Source organism: Variovorax paradoxus (genome assembly GCF_009498455.1).
GTDB classification, from domain to species: Bacteria; Pseudomonadota; Gammaproteobacteria; order Burkholderiales; family Burkholderiaceae_C; genus Variovorax; species Variovorax paradoxus_H.
Genome location: NZ_CP045644.1, coordinates 6,231,825 through 6,251,688, shown reverse-complemented (window position 1 = coordinate 6,251,688; position 19,864 = coordinate 6,231,825). Strand labels below are relative to the sequence as shown.

General features: G+C 68.7%; 20 protein-coding genes. 17 read left to right on the top strand and 3 right to left on the bottom strand.

The window, feature by feature from the left end; genetic code table 11:
• Positions 1-13: 13 nt before the first annotated feature.
• The 7 genes from GFK26_RS28860 (at position 14) to GFK26_RS28830 (ending at position 6,334) form a co-directional block, all read left to right on the top strand.
• Positions 14-667, top strand: coding sequence for an amino acid ABC transporter permease (locus GFK26_RS28860; RefSeq protein ID WP_099796310.1), 654 nt, complete (start codon positions 14-16; stop codon positions 665-667).
• A 52-nt stretch (positions 668-719) separates the two neighbouring features.
• A complete protein-coding gene (locus GFK26_RS28855) occupies positions 720-1,517 on the top strand; it encodes a transporter substrate-binding domain-containing protein (protein WP_101492320.1) in 798 nt (265 codons plus the stop codon).
• Positions 1,518-1,549: 32 nt separating this feature from the next.
• Positions 1,550-2,305, top strand: coding sequence for an amino acid ABC transporter ATP-binding protein (locus GFK26_RS28850; protein WP_153284988.1), 756 nt, complete (start codon positions 1,550-1,552; stop codon positions 2,303-2,305).
• Positions 2,305-3,048 carry a sugar phosphate isomerase/epimerase family protein gene (locus GFK26_RS28845; protein ID WP_153284987.1) on the top strand — a complete coding sequence of 248 codons (744 nt, stop codon included), beginning with the start codon at positions 2,305-2,307 and terminating at the stop codon, positions 3,046-3,048. Before GFK26_RS28850 ends, GFK26_RS28845 begins: the two co-directional genes overlap by 1 nt.
• A 10-nt stretch (positions 3,049-3,058) precedes the next feature.
• On the top strand, positions 3,059-4,012 hold the full coding sequence (locus GFK26_RS28840; protein ID WP_153284986.1) for a sugar kinase: 954 nt from the start codon (positions 3,059-3,061) through the stop codon (positions 4,010-4,012).
• Positions 4,012-4,992 (top strand): 2-hydroxyacid dehydrogenase, encoded by a 981-nt coding sequence (locus tag GFK26_RS28835; protein ID WP_153284985.1) that lies wholly within the window; start codon positions 4,012-4,014, stop codon positions 4,990-4,992. Before GFK26_RS28840 ends, GFK26_RS28835 begins: the two co-directional genes overlap by 1 nt.
• A gap of 313 nt (positions 4,993-5,305) precedes the next feature.
• Entirely contained in the window at positions 5,306-6,334 is a 1,029-nt protein-coding gene (locus tag GFK26_RS28830; protein ID WP_153284984.1) for a LacI family DNA-binding transcriptional regulator, read from the top strand.
• Here GFK26_RS28830 and GFK26_RS28825 read toward each other — a convergent pair.
• Positions 6,300-7,961 (bottom strand): GMC family oxidoreductase, encoded by a 1,662-nt coding sequence (locus tag GFK26_RS28825; protein ID WP_153284983.1) that lies wholly within the window; start codon positions 7,959-7,961, stop codon positions 6,300-6,302. The two genes, GFK26_RS28830 and GFK26_RS28825, sit on opposite strands and share 35 nt — an antisense overlap.
• 151 nt (positions 7,962-8,112) lie before the next feature.
• Here GFK26_RS28825 and GFK26_RS28820 point away from each other — a divergent pair, with 151 nt between their 5' ends.
• A complete protein-coding gene (locus tag GFK26_RS28820) occupies positions 8,113-8,760 on the top strand; it encodes a response regulator transcription factor (RefSeq protein WP_153284982.1) in 648 nt (215 codons plus the stop codon).
• On the opposite strand, the gene GFK26_RS28815 is transcribed toward GFK26_RS28820, so the two are convergent.
• The gene (locus tag GFK26_RS28815; RefSeq protein WP_153284981.1) at positions 8,757-10,451 is read right to left on the bottom strand and encodes a hybrid sensor histidine kinase/response regulator; all 1,695 of its coding nucleotides are present in this window, start codon (positions 10,449-10,451) and stop codon (positions 8,757-8,759) included. The genes GFK26_RS28820 and GFK26_RS28815 overlap by 4 nt on opposite strands.
• Positions 10,452-10,860: 409 nt before the next feature.
• Between GFK26_RS28815 and GFK26_RS28810 the strand changes: the two genes are divergently transcribed.
• The 9 genes from GFK26_RS28810 (at position 10,861) to GFK26_RS28770 (ending at position 19,134) form a co-directional block, all read left to right on the top strand.
• Positions 10,861-11,892: an ABC transporter substrate-binding protein gene (locus GFK26_RS28810; RefSeq protein WP_153284980.1), complete on the top strand. Its 1,032-nt coding sequence runs from the start codon at positions 10,861-10,863 to the stop codon at positions 11,890-11,892.
• 4 nt (positions 11,893-11,896) lie between these two features.
• The gene (locus GFK26_RS28805; RefSeq protein ID WP_101492332.1) at positions 11,897-12,691 is read left to right on the top strand and encodes an ABC transporter ATP-binding protein; all 795 of its coding nucleotides are present in this window, start codon (positions 11,897-11,899) and stop codon (positions 12,689-12,691) included.
• A 10-nt stretch (positions 12,692-12,701) separates the two neighbouring features.
• Entirely contained in the window at positions 12,702-13,550 is an 849-nt protein-coding gene (locus tag GFK26_RS28800) for an ABC transporter permease (protein WP_124457170.1), read from the top strand.
• A 52-nt stretch (positions 13,551-13,602) separates the two neighbouring features.
• The gene (locus GFK26_RS28795; protein ID WP_153284979.1) at positions 13,603-14,985 is read left to right on the top strand and encodes an FAD-dependent oxidoreductase; all 1,383 of its coding nucleotides are present in this window, start codon (positions 13,603-13,605) and stop codon (positions 14,983-14,985) included.
• Positions 14,982-16,145, top strand: a complete 1,164-nt coding sequence (locus tag GFK26_RS28790; protein ID WP_153284978.1) for a CaiB/BaiF CoA transferase family protein — start codon at positions 14,982-14,984, stop codon at positions 16,143-16,145. The genes GFK26_RS28795 and GFK26_RS28790 overlap by 4 nt, the downstream gene beginning before the upstream one ends.
• Positions 16,142-16,918 (top strand): enoyl-CoA hydratase-related protein, encoded by a 777-nt coding sequence (locus tag GFK26_RS28785; protein ID WP_153284977.1) that lies wholly within the window; start codon positions 16,142-16,144, stop codon positions 16,916-16,918. Before GFK26_RS28790 ends, GFK26_RS28785 begins: the two co-directional genes overlap by 4 nt.
• Before the next feature lie 18 nt (positions 16,919-16,936).
• Positions 16,937-17,266 (top strand): ferredoxin, encoded by a 330-nt coding sequence (fdxA, locus tag GFK26_RS28780; protein WP_153284976.1) that lies wholly within the window; start codon positions 16,937-16,939, stop codon positions 17,264-17,266.
• Positions 17,267-17,293: 27 nt separating this feature from the next.
• Positions 17,294-18,208: a LysR family transcriptional regulator gene (locus tag GFK26_RS28775; protein ID WP_101492417.1), complete on the top strand. Its 915-nt coding sequence runs from the start codon at positions 17,294-17,296 to the stop codon at positions 18,206-18,208.
• Between the two features lie 89 nt (positions 18,209-18,297).
• A complete protein-coding gene (locus GFK26_RS28770) occupies positions 18,298-19,134 on the top strand; it encodes a MurR/RpiR family transcriptional regulator (RefSeq protein ID WP_101492418.1) in 837 nt (278 codons plus the stop codon).
• Positions 19,135-19,166: 32 nt separating this feature from the next.
• Here GFK26_RS28770 and GFK26_RS28765 read toward each other — a convergent pair whose 3' ends face one another.
• Positions 19,167-19,817, bottom strand: coding sequence for a TetR/AcrR family transcriptional regulator (locus GFK26_RS28765; protein WP_153284975.1), 651 nt, complete (start codon positions 19,815-19,817; stop codon positions 19,167-19,169).
• Between the last annotated feature and the right edge of the window lie 47 nt (positions 19,818-19,864).

The following is a 19,864-nucleotide window of genomic DNA, read 5'->3' as shown; positions in this document are numbered from 1 at the left end:
CGGAGCACACACCATGCGCACCTTCGGTTTTCCCGAATTCCTTTTCATCCTCGAAGCGGCCAAGTGGACGCTCGCACTGTCGGCCATCGCCTTCGTGGGCGGCGCCATTCTTGGCTTGGCCATCGCGCTGATGCGCACGTCGGAATCGACGTGGGCGCGCGCCGTGTCGACCACCTTCATCCAGATCTTCCAGGGCACGCCGCTGCTGCTGCAGCTGTTCCTGGTGTTCTTCGGTGCGCCGGTGCTGGGGCTGGACATCAACCCGTGGGTGGCCGCGGGCGTGGCGCTCATCCTGAACAGCGCGGCCTTCCTCGGCGAAATCTGGCGCGGCTGCATCCAGGCGATTCCGCGCGGCCAGTGGGAGGCGGCGCAGGCGCTCAACCTCAAGTACGCGGCGCGCATGCGCGACGTGGTGCTGCCGCAGGCTTTCAAGATCGCGCTGGCGCCCACGGTGGGCTACCTGGTGCAGATCATCAAGGGCACGTCGCTCGCGGCCATCATCGGTTTCGTCGAGATCACGCGCGCCGGGCAGATCGTCAACAACGCCACCTTCCAGCCGCTCATCGTGTTCTCGGTGGTGGCGGCCATCTACTTCGCGATCTGCTGGCCGCTGTCGCTGCTTGCAGCGCGCATGGAGCGCAAGCGCGCCCTGGCGTTGGCTCGCTGACCGTTCCTCGTTTTTCTCGTCGCTTCCTTTCTTTATTCAGGAGACACATCCCATGACCCGTTCCACCACCCGCCGCGTTGCGCTTGCCGCCCTGGGCCTCGGCGCCGCACTGACCGTGTTCGCGCCCTTCGCGTCCGCACAGACCGTGGCCGACATCAAGAAGAAGGGCGAGATCACCATCGGCATGCTGGTCGACTTCCCGCCCTACGGCACCACCGACGCCAAGAACCAGCCCGACGGCTACGACGCCGACGTGGCCAAGCTGCTGGCGAAAGACTGGGGCGTCAAGGCCAACATCGTGCCGGTCACGGGCCCGAACCGCATTCCCTTCCTGCTGACCAACAAGGTCGACCTGCTGGTGGCCTCGCTGGCCGTGACGCCCGAGCGCGCCAAGCAGGTGCAGTTCTCGCAGCCCTACGCAGCCGCGACCATCGTGCTGTACGGCGCGACCAAGACCTCGATCAAGGCGGCAGGCGACCTGAAGGGCCTGCGCGTGGGCGTGGCCCGCGCGTCGACGCAAGACGTGGCCGTGACCAAGGCCGCCCCCGAAGGCACCGAGATCCGCCGCTTCGACGACGACGCCTCGGCCATGCAGGCGCTGATCTCGGGCCAGGTCGATGCCATCGGCTGCTCGGTCACCGTGGCGGCGCAGATCGCCAAGCGCGTGCCGGCCAACACCTTCGAAAACAAGTTCACGCTGGTGCAGCAATCGATGGGCATCGCGATGCGTCCGGGCCAGGAAGAACTGACCAAGGCCGTGAACGAATTCGTGCAGAAGAACACCGCCAACGGCGAGCTGAACAAGCTCTATCAAAAGTGGCTGCAGGCCGACCTGCCCAAGATGCAGTGAGCCCCCGCGGCTGAAGAAGAAGGAATCCTGGCATGACGACGGAATCGATCATCCGCATGGAAGCGGTCAACAAGTGGTACGGTGAATTCCAGGTGTTGACCGGCATCGACCTGTCGGTGCGCCAGGGCGAGCGCATCGTGATCTGCGGGCCCTCGGGCTCGGGCAAGTCGACGCTCATCCGTTGCATCAACCGGCTCGAGACGGTGCAAAAGGGCCGCATCGTGGTCGACGGCATCGACCTCACCGCGGGCGGCAAGAACATCGATGCGGTGCGCGCCGAAGTCGGCATGGTGTTCCAGCAGTTCAACCTGTTCCCGCACCTCACCATTCTGGAAAACTGCACGCTGGCGCCGATGCGCTCGCGCGGCATGACCAAGGCGCAGGCGGAAGAGGTGGCCATGAAGTACCTCACGCGCGTGCGCATTCCCGAGCAGGCGAAGAAGTACCCGAGCCAGCTCTCGGGCGGCCAGCAACAGCGCGTGGCGATTGCGCGCGCGCTGTGCATGTCGCCCAAGATCATGCTGTTCGACGAGCCCACGTCGGCGCTCGATCCCGAGATGGTCAAGGAAGTGCTCGACACCATGATCGGCCTGGCCGAAGACGGCATGACCATGCTGTGCGTGACGCACGAGATGGGCTTTGCCCGCAGCGTGGCCGACCGCGTGATCTTCATGGCCGACGGCAAGATCGTCGAGCAGGCACCGCCGCAGGAGTTCTTCGGCAACCCCAAGGACGAGCGCACGCGCCAGTTCCTGGGTCAAATTCTCAGCTCGCACCAAGCCCACTGATGGCCTTCGAAGTCCTGATTTCTCTGTCGTCCTTCGGTGCGGCCGAGGTGGGGCGGCACGGCCAGCGCTGGTGCTCGCAACTCTCGCGCGCGGCCGGTGCCGATTCGGTGGAAGTGCGCGGCGAGATGCTGCGCGACGCCGAGGCCGAACTGCCCGCGCTGAACGGTCTTGCTTCCGTGTACTCCAGCCCCGAGGGCCTGTGGGCCGAAGGCGGCTGGCTCGACAGCGCCGCGCTGCAACGCGGCATCGCCGCCGCCACGCGTGTCGGTGCGAAGCGGCTCAAGATGGCCATCGGCGACTTTCAACCGTCGTCGCATGGTTCGCTCTGGGGCCTGAAGGTCGCGCTGGCCGAAACCCGCGTCGAGCTGCTCATCGAGAACGACCAGACCGTGCGCGCCGGCACGCTGGCCGCGCTGCAGACCTTCTTCGACGTGGCCGACCGCGCCGGCGTGTCGCTGGGCATGACCTTCGACATGGGCAACTGGCACTGGCTCGGCGAGTGCCCGCTGCAGGCCGCGCAGGCGCTCGGCCACCGCGTGCGCTACGTGCATTGCAAGGGCGCGCAGCGCCTGCCGCACAAGTGGGTGGCGGTGCCGATGGGCGACTCGGTCGCGCCGTGGCGCGCAGTGCTGCGCGCACTGCCAGCCGATGTGCCGCATGCCATCGAATACCCGCTCGTGGGCGACGACCTGCTGGCCGTCACCCGCGCGCAGATCGACTTCATCCGCGCCGCACGGGCGTAGGAACACACACATGACGGAACCCACCGCTTTCGATGTCGCCTTGTTCGGCGAAGCCATGCTGCTGCTGGTGGCCGACCGGCCTGGTCCGCTGGAAAACGCCGAGTCGTTCTTCAAGCGCACCGCCGGCGCCGAGACCAACGTGGCCATCGGCCTGTCGCGCCTCGGCCTCAAGGTCGGCTGGGCCAGCCGCCTGGGCACCGACTCGATGGGCCGCGCGCTGCTGGGCGCGATGCGCGCCGAAGGCATCGACTGCTCGCACGTGATCACCGACGCGACGCAGCGCACCGGCTTCCAGTTCAAGGGCCGCGTCACCGACGGCAGCGACCCGCCGATCGAATACCACCGCAAGGGCTCGGCCGCGAGCCACATGGGCCCGGCCGACGTTGACGAAGCCTGGCTGCGCTCGGCGCGCCACCTGCATGCCACCGGCGTGTTCGCGGCCATCTCCGAGACCAGCCTGCAGGCTGCACTCAAGACCATGGACGTGATGCGCGCGGCCGGTCGCACCATCTCGTTCGACACCAACCTGCGGCCCACGCTGTGGTCGTCGACCGAGACCATGCGCCACTGGGTGAACGAACTCGCGTCGCGCGCCGACTGGGTGCTGCCCGGCATCGAAGAAGGCTTGCTGCTCACGGGCCATGACAAGCCCGAAGACGTCGCGAAGTTCTACCGCGAGCGCGGCGCGAAGCTGGTCGTCGTCAAGCTCGGTGCCGCCGGTGCGTACTACGACAGCGAAGTGGCCGGCACCGGCCATGTAGCCGGCTTCCCGGTGAAGGAGGTGATCGACACCGTGGGCGCGGGCGACGGCTTTGCCGCCGGCGTGGTGAGCGCGCTGCTCGAAGGCAAGCGCGTGCCCGACGCGGTGCGCCGCGGCGCCTGGATCGGCGCGCGCGCCGTGCAGGTGCTGGGCGACACCGAAGGCCTGCCGACGCGGGCGCAACTCGAAGAAGCGGGACTCTGATGACGAAGAAGAATGTGCTCGTATTCCGGGCGTTGCCCGAAGACCAACTCGCGCGCCTGCAGGCCGCGCACCACGTCACCGTGGCCGATCCGCGCAAGGAGCCCGAGGCCTTTGCCGCTGCGCTCGCCACCGCGAACGGGCTGATCGGTTCGAGCTACAACGTCGACGCCGCGCTGCTCGATGCGGCGCCGCAGCTCGAGGTGATATCGAGCGTGTCCGTCGGTGTCGACAACTACGCGCTGGCCGAACTGCACCAGCGCGGCATCGTGCTGTGCCACACGCCCGACGTGCTGACCGAGACGGTCGCCGACACGGTGTTCGCGATTCTCATGGCCACGCAACGCCGCGTGGTCGAGCTGTCGAACCTCGTGCGCGAAGGTAACTGGACGAAGAACATCGGCGAAGAATTCTTCGGCACCGACGTGCACGGCAAGACGCTGGGCATCCTCGGATTCGGCCGCATCGGTCAGGCCGTGGCGCGCCGCGCCGCGCTGGGCTTCGGCATGCCGGTTCTCTATCACTCGCGTCGCGCGGTCGACCTCGCCACGCAGGCGCCCGAGCTGCAAGGCCGCGCCACGCACACGCCGCTCGATGATCTGCTCGCGCGCGCCGACATCGTGCTCGCGATGCTGCCGCTGACCGACGCGACGCGCGGCATGATCGACGCCGCTTTCTTCGCGCGCATGAAGCCGGGCGCGTCGTTCATCAACGGCGGCCGCGGCGCCACCGTGAACGAAGCCGCGCTGCTCGACGCGCTCGACCACGGCACCTTGCGCGCCGCCGGCCTCGACGTGTTCGCGAAGGAACCGCTGCCGGCCGAGTCGCCGCTGCGCACGCATCCGCGTGTGACGCCGCTGCCGCATATCGGCTCGGCCACGCATGAGACGCGGCATGCGATGGCCGAGCTGGCTACGACCAATCTGTTGCAGGTGCTGGCCGGCGAGAAGCCGACGGCGCCGTACGACACGGCAGGCGCATGAGACGTCCCATGTCTTTCTCCCTCCCCTCCCGGGGGAGGACGGGGGTGGGGGCCAGCGGCGCATCCATCGAGCGCTCTGCCTGCCCCCATCCCAACCTTCCCCCGGAAGGGGAAGGAGCAATACAGACGCGTCGGCCGCGAACGTCCGGCCTGTCTTGCTCCCTCTCCCCTCGGGGAGAGGGTGGGGGTGAGGGCAGTGGCCGTCGCACAAGCATGCGCCGCATCAGCGCCGCCGGCCCTCACCCCAACCCTCTCCCCAAGGGGAGAGGGAGCCAAAGCCGCCCACCGCGTTCTTCGCCTTTCGGGAGCAGGCCATGAAACCCACCGGCCGCGCCACCATCGCCGACGTTGCCGAAGCCGCCGGCGTCTCCAAGGCCACCGTCTCGCGCTTCCTCAACCACCGCGAGCGCCTGCTGAGCCCCGACATCGCCACGCGCGTCGAGGCGGCCATCGCCAAGCTGGCGTACTCGCCGAGCCCGATGGCGCAGGCGCTGAGCCACGGCCGCTCGCGGCTCATCGGCCTGATCGTGGCCGACATCACCAACCCGTACTCGGTGGCCGTGCTGCGCGGCGCCGAAAAAGCCTGCCAGGACGCCGGCTACCTCGTGATGCTGTTCAACCTCGGCAACGAGAGCGAACGCGAGCGCGAGGCCATCAATGCGCTCGCGGGCTACCAGGTCGACGGCTTCATCCTCAACACGCTGGGGCGCGGCAGCAACGTGGTCGATGCGGTCACGCTGCACGGCAAGCCCGCCGTGCTGGTCGATCGCCGGCACACGGGCATGCACACCGACTTCGTCTCGCTCGACAACCACGCCGCGATGCGCGACACCTGCGGCCACCTGGTCGAAGGCGGCTACCGCGAGCTGCTGTACGTCACCGAGCCGCAGAAGGGCGTCAGCTCGCGGCGCGAGCGCACGGCAGCGTTCGGCGCCTGCGTGGCGGCGCACGAGCCGCGCGTGGCGGGCGAGGTCTTCGAATCGGTCGAGGGCGAGAACGACGCGCTCGACGAGGCCTTGCGCGCACTGCGCCAGCGCGCCAAGCGCGGCCGCCGCGCGGCGGTGGTCGCGGGCAATGCCGTGGTCACGCTGCGCGTGGCGCAGGCCATGGCGCGGCTCGACTGGCGCTTCGGCGCCGACCTGGGCTTCGTGGGCTTCGACGATCCCGAATGGGCCTCGCTCATCGGGCCGGGCCTGAGCACCGTGGCGCAACCGACCGACGAGATCGGCCGCGCCGCCGCCACCTGCCTCATCGAGCGCCTGCGCGGGCTCGATGCCGCGCCGCGTCAGCTGTTGCTGCCGGGCGAACTCATGGTGCGAGGCTCATCGACGGCACTGCCGTAGCGGGTTCCGCGAAGGAGACAGGCCCGCGCATCCAGCCGGCCGCGCGCTCCGCGATCATGATGGTCGGCGCGTTGGTGTTGCCGCCGATCAGCGTCGGCATCACCGAGGCATCGACCACGCGCAGGCCCGCGATGCCGTGCACGCGCAGTTGCGGGTCGACCACCGCCATCGCATCCACGCCCATCTTGCAGGTACCCACCGGGTGGTAAATGGTGTCGGCGCGCGCGCGGATGTGCTGTTCGAGCTGCGCGTCGGTGTGGGCGTCGGCGGTGTAGACCTCGCGGTGGCGGTACTTTTCGAGTGCGGGCGAACGCATGATCTCGCGCGTCTTCTTCACGCCCTGCAGCAGCAGCGCCATGTCTTCCGGATCGGCCAGGAAGCGCGGGTCGATGCGCGGCGCCGAATCGGGGCTGGCATCGGTCAGGCGCACGTCGCCCCGGCCCTTGGGGCGCAGCACGCACACATGGCACGAGAAGCCGAAGCCCGCGTGCAGCTTGCGCGCATGGTCGTCGGTGATCGCGATCACGAAGTGCAGCTGCAGGTCGGGCCGGCGCAGCTCGGGCGACGACTTGATGAAGGCACCGCCTTCCGCAAAGGGTGTCGCGACCAGGCCCGTGCCGTTGCGGCGCCACTGGCCGATGGCCTTCAGCAGCTGCAGCCCGCCGATCGGGCCGATGCCGAACATGTCGGTCTGCTTCGACTTGTAGGCGACGATGAAGTCGCAGTGGTCCTGCAGGTTCTGGCCCACGCCGGGCAGGGCGTGTTGCACCGCGATGCCGTGGCGCGCGAGTTCGTCGGGGTCGCCGATGCCCGAGAGCATCAGCAGCTGCGGCGAGTTGAAGGCGCCGCCGCACAGCGCCACCTCGCGGCGCGCGCGAATCGTCTCGACCTTGCCGTCGTGCCGCACCTCCACGCCCACCGCGCGCCGGTCTTCGAGCACCACGCGCAGGGCCTGCGTGCCGGTCAGCACGGAGAGGTTGGGGCGCTGGTCCATCACCGGGTGCAGGTAGGCCGCGGCGGCCGAGCAGCGCTCGCCGTTCTTCGCACCGCCATGGAACTGCGTGACCTGGTAGAGCCCCGCGCCTTCCTGCTCGGGGCCGTTGAAGTCGTCGTTGCGCGGAATGCCGCACTCGGCGGCGGCGCGCACGAAGGCCTCGCTGAGGGCGCGCGGATTCTGCTGCTCGGCCACCTGCAGCGGGCCGTCGGCGCCGTGCAGCGCGCTCGCGCCGCGCTGGTTGCCCTCGGCGCGCAGGAAGTGCGGCAGCACCTCGTCGAAGCCCCAGCCGGCGCAGCCTGAGCGTGCCCAGTCGTCGTAGTCCTCGCGGTGGCCGCGCACGTAGAGCATGGCGTTGATCGCGCTGGAGCCGCCGAGGCAGCGCCCGCGCGGTTGGTAGCCGCGCCGCCCGTTCAGGCCGGGCTGCGGCACGGTCTGGTAGGCGTAGTTGTTGAGGCGCGGGCGGCCCGGCAGCATTGCGACCACGGCGGCCGGCGCCCGCACGAGAATGCCGCGGCCGTCGCCGCCAGCCTCGATGAGGCAGACCGTCACCGACGGGTCTTCGCTCAGGCGCGAGGCCAGCGTCGCGCCGCCGGAGCCGCCGCCCACGATCACGTAGTCGAATTCCGCCATGGCATCTGGTCCTTCTTGTCGTTGGATGTTCGGAGCGCCGATGCGCGCACCGGCATTGTGGCCAGTGACCCCGGGGTCGGGCCCAGCGGGTTTCCCCTGCCGGCCACGGGAAACCGTGGGTGAAGACAAGGGTTGCGGCCAGAATCGGAACATGTCCGCCACCATCCTGCTGATCGACGACCATGCGATGTTCCGCGAGGGCCTGTTCCTCGCGCTGCGCGAGGCCGAGCCCTCGATGACCGTCGCCACGGCCCGCAACGGCGCCGAAGCGCTCGAAGCGCTCTCCACCTTGCCCCGGCTCGATGCAGTGATGACCGACTACTACCTGCCCGACCTCGGCGGCGCCGCCTTGCTGGCCGAGCTGCACCGGCGGCGCAGCGGCCTGCGCATCCTGGTGCTGTCGGCTTCGGAAGACCCGCAGGACATCGACACCGCGCTCGACGCCGGCGCGCAAGGCTTCGTGCACAAGTCGGCCGACAGCCAGCAGCTCATGGACGCACTGCGCCGCGTCATGGCGGGCGAGCAGAACGTGGTGCAGGCCTCGCCGGCGGGCGCTGCCATGCTGCCCGTGCTGTCGACGCCGACCGATGCGCTGAGCACGCTCACGGGGAGGCAGTCCGAGGTGCTGCAGCTCTTGTGCGAAGGGCTGCGCAACGCCGAGATCGCGCTGCGCCTGGCGACCAGCGAGAAGACGATCAAGGCGCACATCTCGGCGATCTTCGGCGCGCTCGGCGTGACCAGCCGCACGCAGGCCGTGATCGCGGCGCGCCGCGCGGGGATGCTCGGGCGCCCGCGCTAGCCGGCAATCAACTGCGACACCGTCGCCTGCAACTGCGCCGGGTCCACCGGCTTGTGCAGCATCTGCCAGCCGCGCGCGGCCACGTCGCTCAGGCGCCGCGGATCGGTGTCGCCGCTCACGATCAGCGCGGGAATGCCGTCGTCGTTGTAGTCCTCGTGCAGGCGGTCGACCACGTCGATGCCGGTTTCGCCCGCACGCAGGCGGTAGTCGCTGATGATGAGCGCCGGCTTGCCCGTCTGACGCGCGGCGAGCGCCAGCAACTCATCGCCGCTTTCGGCCGCGATCACGCGCAGGCCCCAGCTTTCGAGCAGCAGCTGCAGGCCGTGGCGGCTTTCCCCGTCGTCCTCGGCCACGAGCACGAGGCGGCCGGTGTCGGCCGGCAGCGGCGGAGGCGGCGCTTCGGGCACGGGCAGCGCCTGCCGCGCGAGCGGTACCGTCACCGAGAACACCGTGCCCCGGCCGACGCGCGAGCGCAGCGCCAGCGGATGGCCCAGCAGCGCGGCCGTGCGCCGCACGATGGCCAGGCCCAGGCCCAGCCCCTTGGTGCGGTCGCGCTCGGGGTTGCCGAGCTGGTGGAACTCCCAGAACACCTGCTCCTGCTCGGTGGGCGGAATGCCGACGCCCGTGTCCCACACCTCGATGCGCAGCGCGTCGGCGCCCGCACGGCGACAGCCGATGAGCACGCCGCCGCGCGCCGTGTAGCGGATCGCGTTCTCCACCAGGTTGCGCAGCACGCGGTCGAGCAGCGCGGGGTCGGAGTGCACCACGGCATCGCTCGCGCGCAAGCGCAGCGACAGTGACTTGCCCGCCGCCTGCGGCGCGAACTCCAGCACGATCTGGTCGAGCAGGCCCGCCAGCGCAAACGGCCGCGCCTTCACGCGCACCACGCCTGCATCGAGCCGCGACACATTGAGCAGGCCTTCGAACAGCAGCCCCATCGCGGCGGCGGCGCGGCCGATGCTGTCGACCAGGTGCCGGCTCGCCGCCGGCAGCGCCTGCTCGCGCAGCACGCCTACGAACAGGCCCAGCGCATGCACCGGCTGGCGCAGGTCGTGGCTGGCGGCCGCGAGGAAGCGCGACTTGGCCAGGTCGCTGCGCTCGGCCGCGTCTTTCTCGAGGCGCAGCTGCCGCAGCAGGTAGAGGTTTTCAAAACGCAGCTCGAGCGAATCGACCTGCGTGCGGTACATGCGCTGCGCGAAGGCCAGTGTGACGAACAGGTAGAGCACGCCGGCCGCCGACATCACGCGCAGCAGCACGTCGTCGAGCGTGGCCATCGCGAGGATCGCGGGCACGAAGTACGTCACCTGAAAGCCGTAGAGCAGCCCCAGGTCGATGCAGTACGCGTAGATCGCGCCCGTGCCCATGGTGAGCATCGCCACCACGATGAACATCTGCTGCGGCAGAGCGACCTGCAGCATCCACGCCGCAAGCGGCAGCCCCCACAGCAACCCGCCGAGCACCGCACCGACCATCGCGCCGCGCTGCCAGCGCCGCAGCGCGCCCGCATCGTGCTCGGCGTGCCGGTAGCGCGCCACCTGCCAGGCGCGCGCGGCCGTGAGCGCCGCGTTGGCGCCGACCCAGGTCAGCAACTGCGCGTGCGAAACGGCGCCCCACAGCGCCACGACCACCAGCCCCGCCGTGAGCATCACGCCGAGCAGCGAGAACGGGAAGTTGCGTCGCAAGGCGGCCATGCGCGCGGCGAAGACGGGTCGGCGGGCGTCGTGGGTGGGGTGGCGCTCATCGGTGGGGCAGAGTGGCGGGGAGGTGGAGGGCAGGGCAGTCGGTGCACGCAAGTTAGGGCATCGCATGGGGCCTGTCATGAGACTTTAGTCCAAGGCCCGTGGGGGCCGTGCCTGGGCCGCGCCCGGACCTAAGGTTTTCCCGAAGAGGGTGCCCGCGCGGCGCATCGGATGCACGGCCGTGTCATTGGAGGGGCGCGAAGGAGACCTATTTTTTAGTTCACCCGTTGCGAAAAACGATGCTTGGTGCGCTCACGCCGCACTTCTACATTCGCCTCGCTGGCCCTCGGTGTCTCGCACCACCGGCCGGCCCACACGCCGAATGACTCCACCTCATCGCATCGAAGAAAAGGAATCCGCCATGGCCAATCTCCGGGACCCCGGTCGCCGAAGTCTCCTCAAGACGTCCCTCATCGCCGGCGGACTTTCCGCGGGTGGCCTGCTGTCGGTCGATGCCTTCGCGCAGGGCAAGGCGCGCATCCACATGCAGCTGGGCTGGATCGTCGGGGTCAACCAGATCGGCGAAGTGGTCGCGAAGCGCATGGGCTTCTACGAGCAGGAAGGCATCGACTTCGCGATCCAGCCGGGCGGCCCCAACATCGACGGCGTGGCCATCATCGCGTCGGGCCGCTACGAAGTGGGGCAGGTGTCGTCGAGCCCGTCGATCATGCTGGCCGTGTCGCAGGGCCTGCCGATCAAGTGCTTCGCGGCGGGCGCGCAAAAGCACCCGTACACCTACTTCTCGCTGGCGAAGAATCCGGTACGCAAGCCGGCCGACCTCATCGGCAAGCGTGTGGGCATTCCGTCGACCGCGGCCATCCTGCTGCGCGCGCTGCTGGCCAAGAACAAGATCCCCGAGAAAGACGTCAAGGTGATCTCGGTCGGCGCCGACATGACGCCGCTGCTCACCGGGCAGGTCGATGTGGTCACGGGTTGGCTCACCAGCACCACCGCCATCAAGGTGCTGGGCCCCGACCGCGTCGAGATGACGCTGTGGGACGCCGGCGTGCGACTCTATGCGCTGCCTTACTACGCATCGACCAAGACACTGGAAACGCAGCCGAAGATCATCGAGGCCTTCCTGCGCGCCACCGCCAAGGGCTGGCAGCATGTGCGCGCCAACCGCGACCAGGCCGTGGACATGCTGGTCAAGGAGTACCCCAACCTCAAGCGCGAGGACGAACGCGTCGCGGTCGACGTGATGCTCGACTACTCTTTCGGCGGCGCCGCGCAGACCCAGGGTTGGGGCGCGATGGACCCGGCCGTGTGGCAGGAGCAGATCACCACCTATTCGGAGCTGGGCCAGTTCACCGCGCGCACGCCGAAGGTCGAAGACGTGATCTCGCTCGACGCGCTCAAGGCCACCGCGGCCGCGCGTGCAGGGAAGGCCTGACGCGATGGCCGCCGTTCTCAACGCGCCACCCGCTTCTGCGCCCGCGATTGCCTGCCGCGACATCGGCGTGCGCTTCTTCACCGAGCGCCGCGACGTCACCGCCATCGGAAGCCTCGACCTCGACGTGGCGCAAGGCGAGTTTTTGACGCTGCTCGGCCCCTCGGGTTGCGGCAAGTCGACCTTTCTTCGCGTGGTGGCCGACCTGCTGCAGCCCAGCCGCGGCCGCATCGAGGTGCTGTCTTCCACGCCGCAGGCCGCACGCAAGAACCGCGACATCGGCTTTGTCTTTCAAGACGCGGCGTTGCTGCCGTGGCGCACGGCATTGCAGAACGTCGAGCTGCCGTTGCAGGTCGGCGGTGGCGCGAGCCGCAAGGGCCGCCGCTCGCCGCAGGAACTGCTCGAACTGGTGGGCCTGAAAGACCGCCTGGGCGCGTTCCCGCACGAGATGTCGGGCGGCCAGCGCCAGCGCGTGTCGATTGCGCGTGCGCTCGCCAGCGACCCGAAGATCCTGCTGATGGACGAGCCCTTCGGCGCGCTCGACGAAATCACGCGCGACCGGCTCAACGAAGAAATTCTTCGCGTGTGGCGCGAGACCGGCGTGACGATTCTGTTCGTCACGCACAGCATCCACGAGGCGGCCTTTCTGGGCCAGCGCGTGCTGATGCTCGCCGCCAACCCGGGCCGCGTGCGCGAGATCGTGCCCGTCGAGCTGCCGGCCGACCGCACGCTCGAAATGCGCGAGACCCCCGAATTCGTTCGCCTCACGAGCCATTTGCGCCGTGTGCTCGAAACCTGCTGAGGCCGATGCCATGAACACCCGTTCCCTCGACTCCGCCGTGCCCGGCGCCTTTGCCGCACCGGCCGATCCCGAATACATCGCGTGGGCCGCCGCGCGCCAACGCCGCCTGTGGCGCCGCCGCATCTTGCCGGCGCTCGGCATCGTCGGCCTGGTCTTCCTGTGGTGGGCCGTGATCGCGTTGTTCGACGTCAAGCCTTTCATTGCGCCCACGCCATGGGCCGTGCTGGAGACGCTCTACGCCAAGCGCGACGTGCTGCTCGACAACCTGCTGCCCACCGCCATGGAGGCGGCCGGCGGCTTCGTGCTCGGCAACCTCGCGGCCATCGCCATCGCGACGGTCTTCGTGCACAACAAGACGCTGCAGGACATCTTCTTTCCGGTGGTGCTGATGTTCAACGCCGTGCCGCTGGTCGCCAAGGCGCCGGTGCTGGTGCTGATCATGGGCAACGGCATGGAGCCGAAGATCACCATCGCGGCGCTGGTCTGCTTCTTCCCCACGCTGGTGAACATGGTGCGCGGGCTGGAGTCGGTCAACCCGCAGGCCATGGAACTGATGCGCGTGCTGTCCGCCAGCAAGACCGAGATCTTCTTTCGGCTGCGCCTGCTCAATGCCTTGCCCTATCTGTTCTCGGCCCTGCGCATCGCGGCGTCTATGTGCGTCATCGGTGCGGTGGTCGGCGAGTGGGTGGGTGCCACGGTCGGCATCGGCGCCATGATTTTGCAGGCCACCTTCAACTTCGATTCGCCGCTGCTGTACGCCGCGATCGTCATGAGCGCCACGCTCTCGGGCCTGTTCTTCCTGCTGGTGACGCTGGCCGAGCGCTGGGTCATCCGGTGGCAACCGGAAGCCGCCCCGTGATGCATCGGGCGCATTTCAAACACACAACCCAACACATCAACAGGAGAGTTCTATGAGCCGTATTGGCGACTGGATGCAGGAGCCCGCGCACGACGTGCGCGTGGCAGCCGAATCGGACGTGGTGGTGGTCGGTGGCGGCCCCGCGGGGCAGGCCGCGGCCCTGGCCGCCGCGCGCAACGGCGCCAGCGTGACCTTGCTGGAGCGCTACAACCACCTGGGCGGCCTGGCCTCGGGCGGCATGGTGCTGGTGCTCGACGACATGTGGGACAGCCACCAGCAGGAGATTTCGGTGCGCGGCATCTGCCTCGAAATGATCGAGCGCATGTCGGCGCTGGGCCTGGCCGAGTACCCGCGCCAGCAGGATTGGGGCACGCTGCCCGAATCGGTGCGGCGCTGGAAGCGCTGGGGCACCTACGACTTCCATAGCAAGGAAAAGCCGCACCCGATCTGCTTTGCCGCCGCCTTCGATCCCGATGCGTGGAAGCGCACCTCGCTCGAGATGGTGCAGCAGGCCGGCATCGAGTTGCGACTGCACTCGTGGTTCTCGCGCACGCTGGTGGAAGACGGCAAGGTCAAGGGCGTGGTCTGCGAAACCAAGGGCGGGCGGGAAGCCATCCTGGGCAAGGTGGTGATCGACACCACCGGCGACCTCGACGTGGCCGCCTCGGCCGGCGCGCCGCACATCAGCGGCAGCTACATCGTGACCACCGTGTTCCGCCTCGGCGCGGTCGACACCGACGAAGCCGAGCGCTTCGAACGCGAAGAGCCCGTGGCTTGGCAAGCACTCGACCGCGAGGTCAAGCACATGCTCGGCGGCGCCTGGGATGCGTGGTGGCTCAAGACGCCGCTGCCCGGCGTGGTGTGGTGCAACTGTCCGCACATGCCGGGGCTCGACGGCCTGAAGGTCAGCGACCTCACGCGCGCCGAGGTGCAGGGCCGCGCCACCATCCACAAGGTGATTGAGTTCGTGCGCGCCAGGCTGCCTGGTTTTTCGAAGTGCACCCTGATCGACATGGCGCCGCAGACCGGCATCCGCCAGACCCGCCTGCTCGAAGGCGCCTACGTGATGACCAAGGAAGACGTGGCCCAGCGCACCCGCTTCGACGACAGCGTGGCGCGCGGCCGCGACTACTACTACCCCTACCGCACGCTGCTGCCGCGCAGCGTGGAGAACCTGCTGGTGGCCGGGCGCCACTACTCGGCCACCTCGGCCGCGCAGAAGATCTCGCGCGAGATCCCGCCCTGCATGGCGATGGGCGAGGCCACGGGCGCTGCCGCGGCACTGGCTCTGAACGCAGGCGTGTCGGTGCGCGATGTCGATGTGGCCGCGCTGCAAAAGACGCTGCGCGCGCAGGGTGCCGACCCGGGCGACCAGAAGGGACCGAACGCCGACGTGCCCGCCATCGCGCGTTCGTTCACGAAGGAGGCTGCATGAGCACCGGTGCACTGCCGCTCGACGGCATCCGCGTGATCGACTTCACGCAGGTCATGATGGGCCCGGTCTGCACGCAGATGCTGGCCGACCATGGCGCCGACGTCATCAAGGTCGAGCGCAAGGGCGCGGGCGACCTGAGCCGCTCGACCTTCGCGCCGGTGGCCGGCAACGACAACCCGATCTTCTGCAGCCTGAACCGCAACAAGCGCAGCGTGGAAATCGACCTGCGCGACGCGGAGCAGATGGAGCTGGTGAAGGCGCTGATTGCCGGCGCCGACGTGGTCACCAACAACTTCCGCGCCGGCGTGATGGAGCGGCTGGGCCTGGGCTACGAAGACTGCAAGCGCCTGAACCCGCGCATCATCTACGCGGTGGGCACCGGCTTCGGCGAAACCGGCCCTTACGCCCACAAGGGCGGGCAGGACGTGCTGGCGCAGGCGCTCACCGGCGTGATGGCGCGCCGCGCCGATGCCTCGGTGCCGGTCTCGATCTACCCGACTGCGCTGGCCGACTACACCGCGGGCATGCACATGGTGCAGGGCATCCTGCTGGCGCTGCTGCAGCGCGAGCGCACCGGCGAAGGCCAGAAGATTTCCGTGTCGCTCTACAACTCCATGCTCGCGATGCAGATGCAGGAAGCGGCCATGGTCATGATGGAAGACTCCGAGGTGAACTGGGCCGCGATGCCGCTGTCGGGCGTGTTCGACACCCAGACCGGGCCGCTGGTGCTGGTGGGCGCGTTCAAGGCCAACCCGCTGCGCGACATCTGCACGGCGCTGGGCATCGGCGACCTGTCGGTCGATGCGCGCTTCTCGGGCATGGCGGCGCAGTTCGCCCACAAGGCCGAGCTGCATGCGATCTTCCGCGAGCGCTTTGCCAGCAACACGCGCGACCACTGGCTGGCAAAGCTCGAAGAGCAAGACCTGCTGTCGGCTCCTGTGCGCGACATGCGCGAGGCGCTGGTCGATCCGCAGACGCTGCACAACGCGATGATTCTCGAAGGCGATGCGTCGTCGAGTCGTCCGCTCAAGTTCATCGCCAGCCCGATCCAGATGTCGGGCGCCAAGGCCGGCCTGCGGCGCGAACCGCCCAGGCTCGGGCAGCACACAGAAGAAGTGCTGGCGGAAGCGCGCGCGCTGATCGAGGAGGCCGACGCATGAGTGTTCTCTACGACGTCGTCGACCATGTAGCCACCGTCACCATCGACCGGCCCGAAGTGCTCAATGCGGTCGACCTGTCGACCGAGGCCGAACTGCAGCGCATCTGGACCGACATCGAATCGCGCGACGACATCCGGGCGGTGGTGCTCACCGGTGCGGGCGAGCGCTCGTTCTGCGCGGGTGCCGATCTGAAGAACACCTCGAATCTCAAGGGCATCGAGTACTGGGCCGCGGCCCGCACCGGCGGCTTCGGCGGCATCGCGCTGCGCGAGACGCTCGACGTGCCGGTGATCGCGCGCGTCAACGGCCTGGCGCTTGGCGGCGGCTTCGAGATGGTGCTGGGCTGTGACATCGTGGTGGCCTGCGACGAAGCCAGCTTCGGCCTGCCCGAGCCGCTGGTGGGGCGACTGCCGCTGGACGGCGGCATGCTGCTGCTGCAGCGGCAGATTCCCTACCGTCAGGCCATGGGCATGATGTTCACCGGCCAGCGCGTGAAGGCGCCGCGCGCGCTCGAGATGGGCCTGGTCAACGAGGTGGTGCCGCGCGCCGAGCTCGATACGGCCGTTCACCGCTGGGTGCAGCAGATGCTGGCCTGCGCCCCGCTGTCGCTCAAGGCCATCAAGCAGGTGGTGCGCCGCACCGGCACGCTGGCACCGGCCGACGCGCACCGCATGCGGTTGCCCGCACTGGTGGCGGCGCTGCAGTCCGAAGACGCGAACGAAGGCGTGCTGGCGTTCCAGCAGAAACGCAAGCCGCAGTGGCTGGGCCGCTAGGCGCCGGCCCTTCATGCCATGGCTTACGTCATTACCGCTGCCTGCATCGACGTCAAGGACGGCGCCTGCGTCAAGTGCTGTCCGGTCGATTGCATCTACGAAGGCGAGCGCACTCTGTACATTCACCCGGATGAATGCATCGACTGCGGCGTTTGCGTGTCTGCCTGTCCCACGCAGGCCATCTACGAAGACCTTCGGCTGCCGCCCGAAATGGAACACTTCACGGCCATCAACCGCGAATTTTTCGCGGCCAACGTCAGCGGGCTCGGTTCGCCCGGCGGCGCCGACGCGAAGCGCGTGCCCTGCGACCATCCGGCCGTTGCCGCGTTTCCGCACGCACCGGGCTGAGCCGGCGCGGCGGGGGAGGGCCGGCTGATGCACGCCAGCATCCTCAAGTACTTCATCGAGGTCGCAAGCTGCGGCTCGGTGCGCAAGGCCTCGGAGCGGCTCTACGTGGCGGCCAGCGCCGTCAACCGGCAGATCCACAAGCTCGAAGACGAGCTGGGCGTGGAGCTGTTCGACCGCATGCCCAACGGCCTGCGGCTCAATGCGGCCGGCGAGCGCCTGCTCAAGCACGCGCAGGAAACGCTGCACCAGTACCAGGTGATGCGCACCGAGCTCGATGCGCTGAAGGGCGAGCGCACCGGCCACGTCAAGGTGGCCGCGATGGACTCCTTCTTCGAGGAGATGCTGCCGTCGGCGGTCGAAGATTTTCTGCAGGTGTTCCCGGCCGTCACGTACACCATCACCGCAGTGCAGCCGATGGACGTGCCGCAGATGGTGATGTCGGGGCAGGTCGACGTGGGCATGACCTTCGTGAGCCGGCTGCCGGGCGGCGTGGCCGCGGTGGCGCTGGCCAACCTGCCCATCGGCGTGGTGATGCCGCCGGGCCATCCGCTGGCCAACCACGCCAGCGTGTCGCTGAAGGAATGCGCGCGCTACCCGTTCCTGCGCTCCAGTTCGCACCCGGTCATCAGCGCTGGGCTGTCGCCCGAGTTCGCTGCGTTCTGGGACGACATGGAGCCGGCTGCCACCTGCAATTCGACGCCGATGCTCAAGCGGCTGATCATGGCGGGCAAGGGCATCTCGTGCTTCTCGAAGATCGCCTTCATCGAAGACCTGAAGCGTGGCGACCTGATCTGGCGGCCCTTCGAGCTGCCCGCGCTCGACCAGTTGCAGGTCGGCATCGTGGTGCCGTCGCAGCGCGTGCTGCCGCACGTCACACAGAACTTTGTCGGTCGCATGGCGCGGCGGCTGACCCAGTTGGAGATTGCGGCGGCTGCCGTCTGAACGCGGTGGCGCGGGCGGCGTTCTGGCTCGTGGGTTCTGCCGCATGGGTGGGGCATGGCATCATCGTGCGCCACGCCCATCACCCACCCATGTCCGCCGATTCCTTCGTCCGCCGCGTTCGCAGCCAGCTCGACCAGCTGTCCGCGACCGAACGCCAGCTTGCCGATTTCGTCCTGGAGTTTCCCGGCGAGCTGGCCAGCTATGCGGGCAACGAACTCGCGGAGCTTGCGGGCGTGTCGCCCTCCACGGTGAGCCGGTTCATCCGGCGCATCGGCTATGAGAACTACGAAGAGGCGCGGCGCCAGGTGCGCGAAGAAAAGCAGACGGGCTCGCCGCTGTTCCAGAACGCGACCGAAGCCTCGAAGCGCGGCCACCTCGTGGCCACGCACTTCCAGCAGTCGCAGGCCAACCTCGCGAGCACCTTCGAGCGCCTGAGCGACAAGCAGATGGCCGAGATCGTGAAGGCGATCATCGGCGCGGGGCAGGTGCTGATCTTCGGCACGCGCAGCAGCCACGCGTTCGCGCTGTACCTGCGCTGGCAGATCATCCAGGTGGTGCCGCGCGTCACCGCCATTCCGGGCCCCGGCGAAACGCTGGCCGAGCATCTGGCGGGGCTGGGCGAGCGCGACTGCGTGATCGTGTTCGGCACGCGCCGCCAGACGCGCCAGCTCGACACGCTGCTCGCGGGCGCGCAGCGCGTCGGCGCCAAAATCGTCTACATCAGCGACCGCGCCTCGCCCGATTTCGCGGGCGCCACGTGGTCGCTTCAATGCGACTGCCGCGGCCCGGGGCTGCTCGACAACCACGCGGCCGTGATGGGCGTGTGCGATCTGATCGCCACGATGGTGATCGAGGCCGCAGGCTCGGCCGGCCGCAAGCGGCTGGCGGCGATCGAGCTGGGGCACGAGGAAAACGACGAGCTCTGAGGGGAGGGCGCATCGCCCTTTCCTGGGCGGCCTCAGACCTGCGGCGCAGCCTCTGCGCGCAGGCCATCGATCAGCAGCGACAGGCTCGCCCGGAACTCGGTCTCCGCATCGCTGGCCGTGGCAGCAGTCGCGATCTCGATCAGATGCGGGAACCGGTCCGGCGGCAGGGCCTGGAACCGCGCGATGGTGTCGTCGGGTGATTCGTCGGCCTGCAGCGTGAGCGGCCCGGCGAGTTCGGCCTGCGCGGCGCCCATGATGAGCGCGGACACCGCGCGAAAACCCACGAGCAGGCGGGCGCCGCTGCGGCCGCTTTGGGCCAGCGTGTGCAGCAGGGCTTCGGTCACCTCGAACACCGCGGGTGAGCGGCTGCGCTTCGTGAGGATCAGCGGAATCACATGGGGATGGTCGCGGATCACGCGCCACAGCGCGATCGCGATGTTTTCCAGCGCTTCATGCCAGGGCTGGTGGCCGTCGGTCCCCCAGCGCACCTTGCCCAGCACCGCTTCGACCACCAGCATCTCCAGCTCTTCGCGTTGCGAGACGTAGTTGTAGAGCGTCATCGCGCCGGTCTCGAGCCGACTCGCCAGCGCGCGCATGGTCAGGCCGGAGAGGCCGTCCGCATCGACCAACGCCAACGCAGCCTGTTGAAGCTGTTCACGGGTGAATTTGGCGGGACGTCCCACGCTTGACTCCGTTCTTGAAGAGGCTGTAAAGTGATAAACGTACAGTG

Coding starts and splice junctions, on each gene's coding strand:
- GFK26_RS28860 (WP_099796310.1), top strand. CDS start 14: ATGCGCACCTTCGGTTTTCCCGAATTCCTTTTCATCCTCGAAGCGGCC.
- GFK26_RS28855 (WP_101492320.1), top strand. CDS start 720: ATGACCCGTTCCACCACCCGCCGCGTTGCGCTTGCCGCCCTGGGCCTC.
- GFK26_RS28850 (WP_153284988.1), top strand. CDS start 1,550: ATGACGACGGAATCGATCATCCGCATGGAAGCGGTCAACAAGTGGTAC.
- GFK26_RS28845 (WP_153284987.1), top strand. CDS start 2,305: ATGGCCTTCGAAGTCCTGATTTCTCTGTCGTCCTTCGGTGCGGCCGAG.
- GFK26_RS28840 (WP_153284986.1), top strand. CDS start 3,059: ATGACGGAACCCACCGCTTTCGATGTCGCCTTGTTCGGCGAAGCCATG.
- GFK26_RS28835 (WP_153284985.1), top strand. CDS start 4,012: ATGACGAAGAAGAATGTGCTCGTATTCCGGGCGTTGCCCGAAGACCAA.
- GFK26_RS28830 (WP_153284984.1), top strand. CDS start 5,306: ATGAAACCCACCGGCCGCGCCACCATCGCCGACGTTGCCGAAGCCGCC.
- GFK26_RS28825 (WP_153284983.1), bottom strand. CDS start 7,961: ATGGCGGAATTCGACTACGTGATCGTGGGCGGCGGCTCCGGCGGCGCG.
- GFK26_RS28820 (WP_153284982.1), top strand. CDS start 8,113: ATGTCCGCCACCATCCTGCTGATCGACGACCATGCGATGTTCCGCGAG.
- GFK26_RS28815 (WP_153284981.1), bottom strand. CDS start 10,451: ATGGCCGCCTTGCGACGCAACTTCCCGTTCTCGCTGCTCGGCGTGATG.
- GFK26_RS28810 (WP_153284980.1), top strand. CDS start 10,861: ATGGCCAATCTCCGGGACCCCGGTCGCCGAAGTCTCCTCAAGACGTCC.
- GFK26_RS28805 (WP_101492332.1), top strand. CDS start 11,897: ATGGCCGCCGTTCTCAACGCGCCACCCGCTTCTGCGCCCGCGATTGCC.
- GFK26_RS28800 (WP_124457170.1), top strand. CDS start 12,702: ATGAACACCCGTTCCCTCGACTCCGCCGTGCCCGGCGCCTTTGCCGCA.
- GFK26_RS28795 (WP_153284979.1), top strand. CDS start 13,603: ATGAGCCGTATTGGCGACTGGATGCAGGAGCCCGCGCACGACGTGCGC.
- GFK26_RS28790 (WP_153284978.1), top strand. CDS start 14,982: ATGAGCACCGGTGCACTGCCGCTCGACGGCATCCGCGTGATCGACTTC.
- GFK26_RS28785 (WP_153284977.1), top strand. CDS start 16,142: ATGAGTGTTCTCTACGACGTCGTCGACCATGTAGCCACCGTCACCATC.
- fdxA (WP_153284976.1), top strand. CDS start 16,937: ATGGCTTACGTCATTACCGCTGCCTGCATCGACGTCAAGGACGGCGCC.
- GFK26_RS28775 (WP_101492417.1), top strand. CDS start 17,294: ATGCACGCCAGCATCCTCAAGTACTTCATCGAGGTCGCAAGCTGCGGC.
- GFK26_RS28770 (WP_101492418.1), top strand. CDS start 18,298: ATGTCCGCCGATTCCTTCGTCCGCCGCGTTCGCAGCCAGCTCGACCAG.